The sequence below is a fragment of the Vibrio sp. RE88 genome, from assembly GCF_013113835.1.
In the GTDB taxonomy this organism is placed as follows: Bacteria; Pseudomonadota; Gammaproteobacteria; order Enterobacterales; family Vibrionaceae; genus Vibrio.
In genome coordinates, this window is record NZ_VTYQ01000014.1 from 73,142 (window position 1) to 87,433 (window position 14,292).

Annotated in this window: 13 protein-coding genes and 1 tRNA gene; 12 read left to right on the top strand and 2 right to left on the bottom strand. The window is 46.1% G+C overall.

Annotation, left to right across the window (positions count from 1 at the left end):
• The first annotated feature begins 5 nt into the window (after positions 1-5).
• The 11 genes from F0265_RS22665 to mgtE all read left to right on the top strand — a co-directional run bounded on the left by F0265_RS22665 (position 6) and on the right by mgtE (position 8,183).
• Positions 6-971, top strand: coding sequence for a KpsF/GutQ family sugar-phosphate isomerase (locus F0265_RS22665; RefSeq protein ID WP_171750436.1), 966 nt, complete (start codon positions 6-8; stop codon positions 969-971).
• Positions 971-1,528 (top strand): 3-deoxy-manno-octulosonate-8-phosphatase KdsC, encoded by a 558-nt coding sequence (kdsC, locus tag F0265_RS22670; RefSeq protein WP_021456662.1) that lies wholly within the window; start codon positions 971-973, stop codon positions 1,526-1,528. Before F0265_RS22665 ends, kdsC begins: the two co-directional genes overlap by 1 nt.
• Positions 1,525-2,088 carry an LPS export ABC transporter periplasmic protein LptC gene (gene lptC / locus F0265_RS22675; RefSeq protein WP_019274207.1) on the top strand — a complete coding sequence of 188 codons (564 nt, stop codon included), beginning with the start codon at positions 1,525-1,527 and terminating at the stop codon, positions 2,086-2,088. Before kdsC ends, lptC begins: the two co-directional genes overlap by 4 nt.
• The gene (gene lptA, locus F0265_RS22680; protein WP_065740786.1) at positions 2,069-2,566 is read left to right on the top strand and encodes a lipopolysaccharide transport periplasmic protein LptA; all 498 of its coding nucleotides are present in this window, start codon (positions 2,069-2,071) and stop codon (positions 2,564-2,566) included. The genes lptC and lptA overlap by 20 nt, the downstream gene beginning before the upstream one ends.
• 2 nt (positions 2,567-2,568) lie before the next feature.
• Positions 2,569-3,294 (top strand): LPS export ABC transporter ATP-binding protein, encoded by a 726-nt coding sequence (lptB, locus tag F0265_RS22685; protein ID WP_006963168.1) that lies wholly within the window; start codon positions 2,569-2,571, stop codon positions 3,292-3,294.
• Between the two features lie 51 nt (positions 3,295-3,345).
• Positions 3,346-4,806 (top strand): RNA polymerase factor sigma-54, encoded by a 1,461-nt coding sequence (locus F0265_RS22690; RefSeq protein ID WP_171750437.1) that lies wholly within the window; start codon positions 3,346-3,348, stop codon positions 4,804-4,806.
• Positions 4,807-4,831: 25 nt separating this feature from the next.
• Entirely contained in the window at positions 4,832-5,119 is a 288-nt protein-coding gene (hpf, locus tag F0265_RS22695) for a ribosome hibernation promoting factor (RefSeq protein WP_006963171.1), read from the top strand.
• Positions 5,120-5,124: 5 nt separating this feature from the next.
• Positions 5,125-5,571: a PTS IIA-like nitrogen regulatory protein PtsN gene (ptsN, locus tag F0265_RS22700; RefSeq protein WP_006963172.1), complete on the top strand. Its 447-nt coding sequence runs from the start codon at positions 5,125-5,127 to the stop codon at positions 5,569-5,571.
• Positions 5,571-6,434: an RNase adapter RapZ gene (gene rapZ / locus F0265_RS22705; protein ID WP_171750438.1), complete on the top strand. Its 864-nt coding sequence runs from the start codon at positions 5,571-5,573 to the stop codon at positions 6,432-6,434. The genes ptsN and rapZ overlap by 1 nt, the downstream gene beginning before the upstream one ends.
• 3 nt (positions 6,435-6,437) lie before the next feature.
• Complete coding sequence (locus tag F0265_RS22710; protein WP_065740790.1) at positions 6,438-6,716, top strand: HPr family phosphocarrier protein; 279 nt, start codon at positions 6,438-6,440, stop codon at positions 6,714-6,716.
• A 111-nt stretch (positions 6,717-6,827) separates the two neighbouring features.
• The gene (mgtE, locus tag F0265_RS22715; protein WP_171750439.1) at positions 6,828-8,183 is read left to right on the top strand and encodes a magnesium transporter; all 1,356 of its coding nucleotides are present in this window, start codon (positions 6,828-6,830) and stop codon (positions 8,181-8,183) included.
• Positions 8,184-8,246: 63 nt separating this feature from the next.
• Here mgtE and metH read toward each other — a convergent pair whose 3' ends face one another.
• On the bottom strand, positions 8,247-11,924 hold the full coding sequence (gene metH, locus F0265_RS22720; RefSeq protein WP_171750440.1) for a methionine synthase: 3,678 nt from the start codon (positions 11,922-11,924) through the stop codon (positions 8,247-8,249).
• Positions 11,925-12,093: 169 nt separating this feature from the next.
• Between metH and F0265_RS22725 the strand changes: the two genes are divergently transcribed.
• Positions 12,094-13,410 (top strand): sodium:proton antiporter, encoded by a 1,317-nt coding sequence (locus tag F0265_RS22725; RefSeq protein WP_216607962.1) that lies wholly within the window; start codon positions 12,094-12,096, stop codon positions 13,408-13,410.
• 788 nt (positions 13,411-14,198) lie between these two features.
• Here the strand turns inward: F0265_RS22725 and F0265_RS22730 are convergent.
• A tRNA-Asp gene (locus F0265_RS22730) sits at positions 14,199-14,275 on the bottom strand.
• Positions 14,276-14,292: the final 17 nt, after the last annotated feature.

Here is a 14,292-nt window from a genome sequence, read left to right on the forward strand (position 1 = left end):
GTGACATGTTTGATTTTCGCTCGGCTGCTCTTGATGTATTAAAAACAGAAATCGAAGCCCTTGAGCAGCTTGATCAGTATATTAACGACGATTTTGTCCAAGCCTGTGAATTGATCCTTGCCAATAAAGAAGGCAAGGTTGCCGTCATGGGGATGGGCAAGTCAGGACATATCGGAAACAAGATTGCGGCAAGTCTAGCCAGCACGGGCACCTCAGCGTTTTTCGTTCATCCCGGTGAAGCCGCTCACGGTGACCTAGGGATGATCGAACCTGGCGACATCGTCCTTGCGATTTCCAACTCTGGCGAGTCTTCAGAGATTTTGGGGCTATTCCCTGTCCTTAAACGACTCAATATCAAGATCATCAGTATGACAGGTAAGCCTGAATCTAATATGGCGAAGCTGTCCGACTTTCACTTACAAATCACAGTGCCAAAAGAAGCTTGCCCACTGGGTTTAGCGCCAACGGCCAGTACCACCGCGACGTTAGCCATGGGTGACGCATTGGCGGTCGCCTTACTGCAAGCTCGTGGCTTCACAGCTGAAGATTTTGCGCTCTCTCACCCCGGTGGCGCATTGGGCAGAAAATTGCTGCTTAAGCTATCAGACATCATGCACACGGGTGAACAGCTTCCTCTGGTAACACCGGATACTGTGGTACGAGAAGCATTGCTGGAAATTAGCCAGAAAGGCTTAGGCATGACTGCCGTCGTTGATGGCCACCAGCACCTAGTCGGTATTTTCACTGACGGCGACCTGCGCCGTATCCTAGACAAACGAATTGACATTCACAGTGCTTTAATTGGCGAAGTCATGACAACCAATCCAACGACCGCCAGCCCTAATATTCTTGCAGCTGAAGGTCTCAACCTTATGCAGCAGAAAAGCATTAATGGCCTCATTCTATGCCTAGGCGGCAAGGTTGTCGGTGCGTTAAATATGCACGATTTGTTAAAAGCGGGAGTGATGTGATGTCAAAATTGATTGAAACCCTGTATAAACCCGTGGAACAAAACACGCTTAACATTGCCAAAGAGATTAAACTGTTAATATGTGACGTCGATGGCGTCTTCTCTGACGGCCTGATTTATATGGGCAATGATGGCGAAGAGCTGAAAACATTCCATACACGAGATGGATACGGCGTAAAATCTTTGATGAATGCGGGCATTGAAATCGCTATCATCACGGGTCGACAATCACGCATTGTTGAGAATCGCATGAAAGCTCTGGGAATCTCGCTGATTTACCAAGGGCAAGACGATAAAGTAAAAGCTTATCAGGACATTTGCAGCAAATTGAATATTGCGCCAGAACAAACCGGTTATATCGGTGATGATCTTATCGACTGGCCTGTCATGGAAAAAGTAGCTTTAAAAGTCTGCGTCGCTGACGGGCATCCACTACTGGCTCAACGCGCAAATTACGTCACTTCAATACGTGGCGGGCACGGTGCAGTCAGGGAAGTGTGTGACCTCATTTTACAAGCGCGCAATGAACTTGATGTCCACAAAGGTCTAAGTATATGAGTTTATCCCGTATCGGTTACCTGATACTGGCATTTGTTATTTGTTGGTCTGCTTATTACCTGTTTGATAAAGGCAAGACATTCGACATTCAGGTAGAACCGGATACCGAATTACCTATGTTTAGCGGTGAAGATTTAGTGAATACCTCTTACAACGAAGAAGGGATTCGCAGCTATGTCATTACATCCGTTAAACTCGATCACTACGCAAAAAGCGGTGATACTTTTTTTGATCAACCGGTCTTAAAAGTTTACAAAGAAGGCACAACCCAAGAATGGGAGGTCACTGCTGACCGAGGTATTCTCGGGCAGGACCATGTGCTGACATTATACGACAACGTCTTGGCGAAAAACTTATTGCCAGATTCTGGCTTTGATACCATGTCTACGGATGTGCTTGGCATCCAGTTGGACAATCGTGATTTTTGGGCAGACAACCAAGTCACCTTGGTTGGCCCTCAGTTTGAAACAGTAGGTCAGGCGATGAAAGGCAACTTTGCTGAAAACAACGCCATCCTATACAAACATGTACAAGGTAGATATGAAACTCTCACACCTTAGTCTAATTTCTTGTTTGCTGATTTCTGGACAAGCACTGGCGCTGTCTACCGATCAGGATCAACCTGTTTACATTGATTCAGACAGCCAGCAGCTTGATATGCAGAGCAACAAAGTGACCTTCTTAGGTGACGTAAAGCTCAAGCAAGGCAGTATCAATATTAACGCCGATAAAGTCATTGTAACCCGTGATCCAAAAGACGGCTCCATTCAGGAGATCGAAGGATACGGCGATTTGGCGACCTTCTCTCAGCTCACCGATGACGGTAAAACCCTCTATGGTGAAGCGAAAGAGCTGTACTACGTCATGGTTGATGACCAACTCACCATGATAGATGAAGCCATGCTGTCACAAGATGACAGTGTCATTCGCGGCACCAAAATCCGTTATAAAATCTCTTCTCAGAAGCTGATTGCTGACGGTAAAGAAAAAGGCGACCGCGTTTCCACGGTGCTCCAGCCACAAACAGTACAAGAATAATTATGGCAAATCTCAAAGCAGAGCATTTAGCGAAAACTTACGGTAACCGTAAAGTGGTGACCGATGTTAGCTTGGAAGTCACTTCTGGGCAGATCGTCGGTTTACTTGGCCCTAACGGTGCAGGTAAAACTACGTCGTTTTACATGATTGTCGGCTTAGTCGCTCGCGATGAAGGCTCGATTACGATTGACGGGCAGGATATCAGCATCCTGCCGATGCATAGCCGCTCTCGTATGGGGATTGGCTATCTACCCCAGGAAGCGTCGATCTTCCGCAAGCTATCTGTAGAACACAACATTATGGCTGTTCTGGAGACTCGTGAAGAACTGACTCGTGAACAGCGCCAAGATAAGTTGGAAGACTTATTGGAAGAATTCCACATTCAGCACATTCGCCACAGTGCAGGTATGGCACTATCAGGGGGTGAGCGTCGTCGTGTAGAGATCGCCCGAGCTTTGGCTGCCAATCCTCAATTTATCTTGCTGGATGAACCGTTCGCTGGTGTTGACCCGATTTCGGTCATTGATATCAAAAAGATCATAGAACATCTGCGTGATCGTGGGCTGGGTGTTTTGATCACAGACCACAACGTACGTGAAACATTAGACGTATGTGAAAAAGCCTACATTGTGAGTCAAGGGCACTTGATCGCCGAAGGTACGCCAGAGCAAGTACTCAACAACGAACAAGTAAAACAAGTTTATCTCGGCGAACAATTCCGTCTATGATTAAAGTGAAGAACGGTAAGATTCTATAGCATCTAAGGCAAGTAATACTGAATGAAACCCTCATTACAACTCAAGCTAGGACAGCAGTTAGCGATGACCCCACAGCTTCAGCAAGCAATTCGCTTGTTGCAGTTGTCAACGTTAGATCTTCAACAGGAAATTCAGGAAGCCTTGGATTCTAACCCTCTGCTAGAAGTCGAAGAAGGCAGCGAAGAAACCTCAAATGTTGAAGAAAAAGCAGCGAGTGAGGAAAAAGAGCAGAACGCTGAAATCGCTGAGCCAGAAGTCAAAGACAGCTCAGAACTGATCGAGAAATCTGAAATCAGCAACGAACTTGAGATTGATACCACTTGGGAAGATGTCTACAGCGCCAACACAGGCAGTACGGGTATTGCGTTAGATGATGATGCGCCCGTCTACCAAGGTGAAACCACACAATCCCTAAATGACTACCTGACATGGCAGTTAGACCTGACTCCTTTTAGCGAAACAGATCGCACCATCGCTATGGCCATCATTGATGCTGTAGACGACTATGGTTACCTGACCATTTCTACTGAAGATATTCTTGAAAGCTTTGATAATGAAGAAATAGAACTCGAAGAAATCGAAGCCGTACGCAAGCGCGTTCAGCAATTTGACCCACTGGGTGTCGCATCAAATAACTTGCAAGACTGCTTGCTGCTCCAATTGGCCACCTTCCCAGAAGATACGCCGTGGCTGAGAGAAGCCAAGTTAGTACTGACTGACTACATCGACCAACTGGGCAATCGCGACTATAAGCTGATCATCAAAGAAGCAAAGCTTAAAGAAGCAGAGCTCAAAGAAGCTCTCAAGCTCATTCAGCAGCTCGACCCTCGACCTGGAAGCCGAATTGCTGCAGAGCACGCAGAATATGTCATACCTGATGTTTCTGTATTCAAAGATCATGGTAAGTGGGTAGTCACTATCAACCCAGACTCAGTACCACGTCTTAAGGTCAATCAACAATACGCAGCGCTTGGCAAAGGCAACAGTTCAGATAGTCAATACATTCGCTCAAACTTGCAGGAAGCAAAATGGCTTATTAAGAGCCTAGAAAGTAGAAATGAGACGCTACTCAAAGTTGCTAAGTGTATTGTTGAACATCAACGTGATTTCTTCGAGTATGGTGAAGAAGCGATGAAGCCGATGGTTCTCAATGACGTCGCCTTAGATGTCGATATGCACGAATCCACGATTTCACGCGTCACAACCCAAAAATACATGCATACCCCTCGTGGTATTTTCGAACTGAAGTATTTCTTCTCCAGCCATGTAAGTACCGACAATGGTGGAGAATGTTCATCAACTGCAATCCGAGCATTGATTAAAAAGCTCGTTGCTGCTGAAAACAGTGCTAAACCACTGAGTGACAGCAAAATTGCAGCTCTACTCGCTGACCAAGGGATTCAGGTCGCTAGACGAACAATAGCTAAGTACCGAGAATCACTAGGCATTGCCCCTTCGAGTCAGCGCAAACGCCTGCTTTAGGCATCTAAACCGAGAAGGAAAGTCTATGCAAATCAATATTAATGGCCACCACGTTGATCTCACCGATTCAATGCAAGACTACGTAAACGAAAAGTTTCAAAAGCTTGAGCGTTTCTTTGACCACATAAATAACGTTCATGTTGTTTTAAAAGTTGAAAAACTCCGTCAAATCGCTGAAGCTACCCTTCACGTCAATCAGGGCGAAATCCATGCATCTGCCGACGAAGAAAGTATGTATGCCGCTATCGACTCTCTTGTTGATAAACTGGTCAGACAGCTCAACAAGCATAAAGAAAAACTAAACACGCACTAAACATCATGCAATTAAGCGAAATCCTTTCATTGGACTGCACCAAAAGTGCAGTCCAATGCACTAGCAAAAAACGCGCTCTGGAAATGATCAGTGAGATCGTCGCCGAGCAGACTGGTCAAAACTCCACTGAACTTTTTGAGTGTATGCTCAGCCGCGAAAAAATGGGCAGTACTGGCATCGGAAATGGAATAGCCATTCCCCATGCTCGTATGCAATCCAGCGACAAAGCCGTTGCCGTCCTCATACAATGTGAATCTCCTGTCGAGTTTGACTCGATAGATAATCGTCCTGTCGATCTCCTTTTTGCTCTTCTTGTGCCTGATGCGCAATGTAAAGAGCACCTTAAAACGCTTTCCAGCATGGCAGAACGACTAAACAACAAACAAGTCCTCAAACAACTACGTAAAGCGCAATCTGATGAGGAGCTTTACGACATCATGGTGAATCAGTAATGCGCCTTATCGTCGTCAGTGGTCAATCAGGTGCAGGCAAAAGCGTCGCACTACGCGTGCTTGAAGACCTTGGCTACTACTGCGTCGATAATCTTCCGGTGGATTTACTCGATAACTTCGTCAAATCGGTCAAATCAAGTAAGCAAAATGTGGCGGTCAGTATTGATATCCGCAATCTGCCTACCGAACCGAATCTCGTGACCGATGTCCTGACGAAGCTAAAGAAATCTTCCGACGTTAGTGTTCTGTTTCTGGACGCCAAGAAAGACACATTACTCAAACGCTACAGCGAAACGAGGCGCATACACCCTCTTTCACTCAGTCTCGAAAACACCTCTCTTGAACAAGCCATTGAAAAAGAACGCTGTATTCTTTCTCCGTTGAAAGAGCACGCTGATCTGATCATCGATAGCAGCAACCAATCACTGCATGACTTAAGTGAGACCGTTCGCATGCGTGTTGAAGGTCGAGAGCGCAAGGACTTAGTGATGGTGTTTCAGTCGTTTGGCTTTAAGTATGGCCTGCCAAGTGACGCTGACTATGTGTTTGATGTACGCTTCCTGCCGAATCCACATTGGGAACCCGCATTACGCCCAATGACAGGGCTCGATACACCGATCAAATCTTTTCTGGAAAGCCATCAAGATGTATTGGATCTTAAACAGCAGATCCAGAAATTCATCGAAAACTGGCTACCATTACTAGAAAAAAACAACCGCAGCTACCTAACGGTCGCAATAGGTTGTACTGGCGGCAAGCACCGTTCAGTTTATCTTACCCAACAAATTGGCGACTACTTCGCTCAAATGGGCCATCAGGTTCAGATTCGCCACGCGACACTCGAGAAAAAACATAAGGAATAACGTATGCAGCAACAGAGTCGAACCGTCCTCATCCAAAACCGATTGGGCCTTCATGCTCGTGCTGCCGTTAAACTTGTCGAACTCGCTCAGTCTTTTGATGCGATTCTCACTATCCAAAACCATGAAGGTAAAGAAGCGACCGCAGACAGTGTCATGGGACTACTCATGCTTGAGTCTGCTCAGGGGGAGCATGTCACTATTAGTGCTGAGGGTAGTGATGCGAGCCCAGCTCTGGAAGCCGTCTGTCACCTCATTGAAGATAAATTCGAAGAGGCGGACTAATTTTTCCTCCCATATAAGAAAAATCATTACCTTCATATTAACTTATTAAATAAACACTAAAATTAAGTTACTATTCAACGCATTGTAAGTATTTAGAGTCAGGAGGAAGAAATGGCAGAGCAAATTGAATTCGACCAAGCTCACCAAGCCCTCCAAGAAGTGACCGAGGCTCTAGAAAGTGGCCGCTTTGTCCATGTCCGTCGCCAATTACAGGACATGGAGCCAGAAGACATTGCCCATCTGTTAGAAGCCTCACCACGAAAGAGCCGTGAAGTCCTTTGGCAACTCACCGACCCGGAAGATTACGGTGAGATCCTCGACGAGCTGAATGAAGACGTCAAAGATGCTCTGGTTTCTAAAATGGAACCCGAGATGCTGGCCGAAGCTACAGAAGGTATGGACACCGATGACGTTGCTTACGTCTTACGTAGTCTGCCAGATGATGTCTCACGTGAAGTTCTGTCCCAAATGGACACCGCCGATCGCTTGCGAGTGGAGACCGCGCTTTCTTACCCCGAGGATACCGCTGGCGGACTGATGAACACCGACGTAATCACCATTCGTGGTGATGTCGATGTCGATGTCGTCTTGCGTTATTTGCGTATGAAAGGTGAGCTTCCTGAAGCTACCGACGCACTGTATGTGATAGATGAAAACAGCCAGCTGATTGGCCAGTTACCGATCACGACCCTAATTACCACCCAACCTGATATCAAAGTTACTGAAGTGATGGAAGATGCAGATGAAGCCATCGAAGTCACTATGAGCGACTCCGATATTGCTAGTCTGTTTGAACGTCGTAACTGGGTATCCGCTCCCGTAATCGACGAGAATCAACACCTCGTAGGCCGCATTACCATTGATGACGTGGTGGATGTAATTCGTGAAGATGCCGAACACTCCATGATGAGTATGGCGGGCATGGACGATGATGAAGATACCTTCGCGCCAGTGGTTAAATCGGCCCGTAAGCGCAGTATCTGGTTAGGTGCGAACGTATTGGCAGCACTTGCTGCGGCATCGGTCTCAAACATGTTTGAAGCCACCTTAGATCAAATGGCAGCGATTGCTGTCTTGATGACTATCGTTCCATCCATGGGCGGAGTTGCGGGTAACCAAACCGTCGCTCTGGTCATCCGAGGCCTCGCATTGGGTCATATCGGTGATGCCAACAAACGTGAACTGCTAATGAAAGAAGCAGCAATCGGCCTGTTGAACGGTATCATGTGGGCACTGATCATTGGTGGTATCGTCATAGCCTGGAAAGGTAACTGGATGCTCGGCGGCATTATTTCCGCAGCCATGTTAACCAACCTTTTGGTCGCTGGAATTGCAGGGGTAACTATCCCGATCTTATTGAAGAAAATGAACATCGACCCCGCGCTAGCCGGAGGGATGGCATTAACCACCGTCACTGATGTGATTGGCCTATCAGTGTTCCTTGGTCTTGCTACCATCATGATCTGACAGATAATCATCAATAAAAAAGCACAGCTTTTGCTGTGCTTTTTTGATCCAACTTGCAGAGAATTAGTTAATGTTTGGCCCTAACCACTTTTCAGCTTCTAACATATCCCAACCTTTACGATCAGCGTAACTTTCGACCTGATCCTGCTGGATCTGCGCGATCGCAAAGTAGCGCGAATCTGGGTGAGAGAAATACCATCCTGATACAGACGCTCCTGGCCACATTGCATAGCTGCTGGTCAAAGACATCTCAATCGTCTCTTCCACTTTGAGCAACTCCCAAAGTGGGCCTTTCTCAGTATGCTCTGGACAGGCTGGATAACCTGGAGCTGGGCGAATACCTTGATACTTTTCACGAATCAGATCATCGTTAGAGAGATCTTCATCCGCCGAATAGCCCCAAATTTCCTTACGCACTTTTTCATGCAGGTATTCAGCAAAAGCCTCAGCCAATCGATCCGCCACAGCTTGAATCATAATCGCGTTGTAATCATCTCCCGCTGCTTTGTATTCATCAGCGAGTTCACGTTCTCCAATACCACCGGTTACCGCAAATGCGCCAATCCAGTCCTTCTTACCTGACGATTTTGGTGCGATGTAATCAGAGAGACAGTAATTGTAGCCTTTAGGCTTCTCAGTCTGCTGACGCAGGTTATGCAATACTTTAGCCACTTCAGTACGCGATTCATCGGTGTACACTTCGATATCATCTCCAACACTTGCTGCTGGGAATAGCGCACACATGCCACGTGCTTTAAGCAAACCTTCTCGCTCGACCCTATCAAGCAACTCATTTGCATCAGCAAACAGTCTCTTTGCTTCTTCTCCGACTTCTTCGTGCTCAAGAATCGCAGGGTACTTACCAACTAAAGACCAAGTCATAAAAAATGGAGTCCAGTCGATATATTCACGTAATGTTGCTACATCAAAGTCATCGAAAACATGCACACCCGGTTTAGCTGGCTCTGGTGGGGTATAAGCTTCCCAATCAATCGCGACCTTATTTGCCCGAGCTTGTTCTAAGGTGACAGGTTTCGTGCGCGGTTTCTTGCGATTATGCTGGTCACGTACACGTACGTAATCGGCATCAAGTTTTTCAACGAATGCAGGACGACGCTCGTCAGACAGCAATGAAGTACACACCCCAACGGCTCTTGAAGCATTGTTGACGTAAACCACTGGGTGCTTGTAGTTTTGCTCAATCTTAACCGCAGTGTGTGCTTTCGACGTTGTCGCGCCACCGATCAGTAATGGCAGATCGAAATCAAGACGCTCCATCTCTTTCGCCACATGCACCATTTCATCCAACGATGGGGTAATTAAGCCGGAAAGCCCGATGATATCGACGTTCTCTTCTTTCGCGACTTTAAGGATCTGCTCACATGGCACCATCACGCCAAGGTCAATGATCTCGTAGTTATTACATTGAAGTACAACACCAACGATATTCTTACCAATATCGTGAACATCCCCTTTCACTGTTGCCAGTAGTATCTTACCGTTTGAAGAACCCGCTTGTTTTTCCTTGTTAATGAACGGCTCTAAATGCGCTACGGCCTGCTTCATTACACGTGCCGACTTAACCACCTGAGGAAGGAACATCTTACCTTCACCAAACAAGTCACCGACCACGTTCATACCATCCATTAGCGGCCCTTCAATCACCTCCAATGGTTTACTGGCGTTAACACGTGCCTCTTCGGTATCTTCAACGATAAACTCGGTGATCCCCTTAACTAATGCATGCTCTAATCGCTTCTCTACTGACCAAGTACGCCATTCTAGCGCAGAGGCATCTTCTTCCTTACCGACACCTTTACCTGCGTACTCAGCCGCAATATCAAGCAAGCGCTCAGTACTATCATCACGACGGTTTAGTACCACATCTTCTACGGCTTCACGCAATTTATCAGGGACGTTGTCGTAAATCTCCAACTGACCTGCATTCACGATCCCCATATCCATACCATTTTTGAAACAGTGATAAAGGAATACTGCGTGAATCGCTTCACGTACGTAGTTATTGCCACGGAACGAGAACGAAACGTTCGACACTCCGCCAGAGATCATCGCGTGCGGCAAATCTCGTTTAATGTCAGCAACTGCTCCGATAAAATCGACCGCATAATTGTTGTGCTCTTCAATACCTGTCGCCACTGCAAAGATATTTGGGTCAAAGATAATGTCTTCTGGTGGGAAGCCGACTTCATCAACCAGAATACGGTAGGCGTTAGTACAGATTTCAAGCTTACGTTCTCGTGTTTCCGCCTGCCCTATTTCATCAAAAGCCATTACGATGACAGCAGCACCATAGCGGCGAATTAGCTTAGCCTGCTCAACAAACTTCTCTTTGCCTTCTTTGAGCGAGATAGAGTTAACAATGCCTTTACCCTGAATGCATTTTAGCCCGGCTTCAATGACTTCCCACTTGGAAGAGTCAACCATGATAGGCACTTTAGAAATTTCTGGCTCAGACGCACACAGATTGAGGAAGCGCACCATGCATGCTTCGGCGTCCAACATGCCCTCATCCATATTGATATCGATGATCTGAGCGCCATTTTCCACCTGCTGGCGAGCAACTTCTAACGCTTCATCGTAAAGCTCTTCTTTAATCAATCGCTTGAAGCGAGCAGAGCCAGTCACGTTAGTTCGCTCACCAACGTTGACGAACAAGGTGTCTTTTTCAATAGCTAGCGGTTCAAGACCAGACAAGCGACACGCCACATGTAAGTCTGGTAGTTGGCGAGGAGTCACGCCTTCAACGGCCTCTGCCATCTGGCGAATATGCTCTGGTGTGGTACCACAACACCCACCGATTAGGTTCAGAAAGCCACTTTCCGCCCATTCTTTAACGTGCGTAGCCATATCTTCAGGAGAAAGGTCATATTCACCAAATGCATTCGGTAAGCCCGCATTCGGGTGCGCTGATACAAAGCTTTCCGAAATACGTGACATTTCTTCAACGTATGGACGGAGCTCGTCCGGGCCTAAAGCACAGTTCAAACCAAATGACAGCGGCTGAACGTGACGCAAAGAATTGTAAAACGCTTCCGTGGTTTGGCCGGAAAGCGTTCGTCCTGAAGCATCAGTGATCGTTCCCGAAATCATGATCGGTAATTTAACACCCATCTCTTCGAAAACACTGTCGACAGCAAAGGCACAAGCCTTCGCATTCAAGGTATCAAAAATCGTTTCAATTAGAATGAGGTCTGAGCCACCTTTAATTAAGGCGCGCGTCGATTCGGAATACGCAGCAACCAACTCATCAAACGTGACATTACGATAGCCGGGATCATTCACATCAGGCGAAATCGAACAAGTACGGTTAGTTGGACCGAGCACACCCGCCACATAGCGTGGTTTATCTGGTGTTTTTGCCGTCCACTCATCTGCCACTTCGCGAGCGAGCCTAGCGGCTTCACAGTTGATTTCTTCGCTCAAGCTTTCCATATCGTAGTCAGCCATTGCGATGGTCGTTGCGTTAAACGTGTTGGTCTCAAGAATATCCGCGCCAGCTTCTAAATACTCAGCATGAATATCTTTAATCAATTTGGGCTGTGTCAGAACCAGAAGGTCATTATTGCCTTTAAGGTCACAATGCCAATCGGCGAAACGTTCACCTCGATAGTCGGGTTCTTCCAGTTTATAGCCCTGGATCATAGTCCCCATACCGCCATCTATCAGTAAGATGCGTTTTCTTAGTTGAGCTTCTATCTGTTGCCTTACATTACTTCCCACAGTACAGCCTCATTCCTTTAGTTATCGTTCCATCCTATCACACATTAAAAAGGAGTCTAGACGTCTAAATGACTAAATTAATCACCTCTGCATGACAAAAAAGTGTTTGCTATTTAATCACGTCAGGAACAAAATTCTCATTCATAATTTGTTACATGCTGAGAATCCAATGTCGGTCTACTACACTCTCTGTTTTCTATCTGCAGCGGCAATGTTAATTGCTTTTGTAAACAGCAAGATAGGAAAAATGCAAACTACAATTGCCATCACTGCTGGTTCCATGGTTCTATCCCTTCTTATCCTTATCGCAGGTCAAAATAACTGGTTTCATTTAACAGAAATTGCTTCGAAGACAATGTCGAGCATTAACTTCGAAGATTTTCTGCTAAAGGGGATATTGGGCTTTCTCTTATTTGCAGGTGGTCTTGGGATTAAACTGCCTCACCTCAAAGACCAAAAATGGGAAATTACAGTGCTCGCACTGGGAGCGACACTATTCTCTACCTTCTTTATTGGTTTCGCGCTTTACGGATTCTGCCATCTGATAGGTGTGCAATTCGACTTAGTGTACTGCTTATTGTTTGGTGCATTAATCTCGCCAACCGACCCGATTGCAGTATTGGCTATCGTAAAAAAACTGGATGCACCGGAACGTATCTCAACCCAAATCGAAGGTGAGTCCTTGTTTAATGACGGTTTTGGTCTCGTCATTTTTGTCACCCTGTTTACGATCGCTTTTGGCACCGAAGCGCCAACGGTTGGCAGCGTGACAATGCTGTTCATTCAAGAAGCCATTGGCGGTATCGTTTATGGTTTCGCACTTGGTCTGCTGTTCCACTATCTCATCAGTGCAACTGATGACCACTCTATGGAGTTGCTACTGACCATAGGTATACCGACTGCCGGCTATGCGTTTGCGGAAGTTCTGCATGTTTCAGGACCATTAGCCATGGTGGTATCCGGTATTATGATCGGTAACTGGACACGATTTATTGGCTTTTCTAAAGAAAGTGAAGATCACCTCGATCACTTCTGGGAACTAGTCGATGAGTTCCTCAATGGGGTCTTGTTCCTCCTAATCGGCATGTCGATGTTACTATTTGAATTCCATAAGGAAGACTGGATTCTAATGGCGTTTTCGGTGCCATTGGTACTAGCTGCCCGCTATCTAAGCGTGTTCTGTTCGTACATTGGGTTTAAACGTCATCGCAAGTACAACCCTTGGTCAGTGAAAATCCTAACTTGGGGCGGGTTACGTGGTGGTCTAGCACTAGCGATGGCGCTCTCCATACCTTCAGGGATTTGGGTTATCCAAGATAAGCTAATCGACGTGAAAGAAATCATTCTGGTCATGACTTATTCTGTCGTGGTGTTCTCCATCCTTGTTCAAGGCTCGACGATTACCCCTATGATAGAAAAAGCAAAGCAGGCAGAAAAAGAAATGCAGCTTGAGCCGGAAACAGCGGAGTCATCAGAGAAAGAATAACCCGTATCGAATTAATTATTTCAAAGCCGCTCTCTATGAGCGGTTTTTTGTTATCCGCAATAAGCAATGAGCACTTAGAAATGGACGCTTACCCAATTGCAAGATAGAGAATCAACAGTATGGGAAGCAATCATTACCAGATTGCCCCTTGGCTATTAGGGAAAGGTTACGGTGATAGTTAACCGGAATAGTTCCTGAGAAACTCACCATTAAAAGTTGCTATACTGGTCGTACTCACTCTAGGTACAAATAGTCTAAATCTACTTACCAGTAAATATGTGTTTGTAACGTATCGCATAGCTAACCATACCGTTGCCTGTACTTAGGTTGTCTAGTTAATCAGCATACATTCAGAGTAGATATCAAAAGACCAATCTTTACGTCACTCGTTCTCTAATAGAAACTGTCCACGTATCAACTGCAAAGCCTAGGATTTTAGATAATTGTTGTGGCGCTATGTCTGTAGTAGGCAGTGAGTATGGACTTATTAGCCAAAGAGCAAAATAACTTAGCGTATACAAGATGACCTCAGCATTGCTGCTGAGGTCTAGAATAAGTGCGGGTTGCTGAGTTTGTACTCAAGAGAGATTCATTCCCTTCAAAGAAACACCATGGTCCCTAAACGATAAAACCCAAATCCGAAGACTGGATTTCTCAATAAGTCTCTGACAGCGGGAAGGCCTAGTTCAGGTTTACGCTCAAGCAGAACTCGTATGTCACAGCCAAAAAAATAATACTGCAGGTACGAAAAAGCCCTAACATCGCTGTTAGGGCTTTCTCTGAATAAGTGGCGGAGCGGACGGGACTCGAACCCGCGACCCCCGGCGTGACAGGCCGGTATTCTAACCAACTGAACTACCGCTCCGCACTGGTTAGACTTAA

What these genes read in the sequence shown, in the direction of transcription:
- F0265_RS22665 (WP_171750436.1), top strand. Translation starts at nt 6, where the DNA reads ATGTTTGATTTTCGCTCGGCTGCTCTTGATGTATTAAAAACAGAAATC.
- kdsC (WP_021456662.1), top strand. Translation starts at nt 971, where the DNA reads ATGTCAAAATTGATTGAAACCCTGTATAAACCCGTGGAACAAAACACG.
- lptC (WP_019274207.1), top strand. Translation starts at nt 1,525, where the DNA reads ATGAGTTTATCCCGTATCGGTTACCTGATACTGGCATTTGTTATTTGT.
- lptA (WP_065740786.1), top strand. Translation starts at nt 2,069, where the DNA reads ATGAAACTCTCACACCTTAGTCTAATTTCTTGTTTGCTGATTTCTGGA.
- lptB (WP_006963168.1), top strand. Translation starts at nt 2,569, where the DNA reads ATGGCAAATCTCAAAGCAGAGCATTTAGCGAAAACTTACGGTAACCGT.
- F0265_RS22690 (WP_171750437.1), top strand. Translation starts at nt 3,346, where the DNA reads ATGAAACCCTCATTACAACTCAAGCTAGGACAGCAGTTAGCGATGACC.
- hpf (WP_006963171.1), top strand. Translation starts at nt 4,832, where the DNA reads ATGCAAATCAATATTAATGGCCACCACGTTGATCTCACCGATTCAATG.
- ptsN (WP_006963172.1), top strand. Translation starts at nt 5,125, where the DNA reads ATGCAATTAAGCGAAATCCTTTCATTGGACTGCACCAAAAGTGCAGTC.
- rapZ (WP_171750438.1), top strand. Translation starts at nt 5,571, where the DNA reads ATGCGCCTTATCGTCGTCAGTGGTCAATCAGGTGCAGGCAAAAGCGTC.
- F0265_RS22710 (WP_065740790.1), top strand. Translation starts at nt 6,438, where the DNA reads ATGCAGCAACAGAGTCGAACCGTCCTCATCCAAAACCGATTGGGCCTT.
- mgtE (WP_171750439.1), top strand. Translation starts at nt 6,828, where the DNA reads ATGGCAGAGCAAATTGAATTCGACCAAGCTCACCAAGCCCTCCAAGAA.
- F0265_RS22725 (WP_216607962.1), top strand. Translation starts at nt 12,094, where the DNA reads ATGTCGGTCTACTACACTCTCTGTTTTCTATCTGCAGCGGCAATGTTA.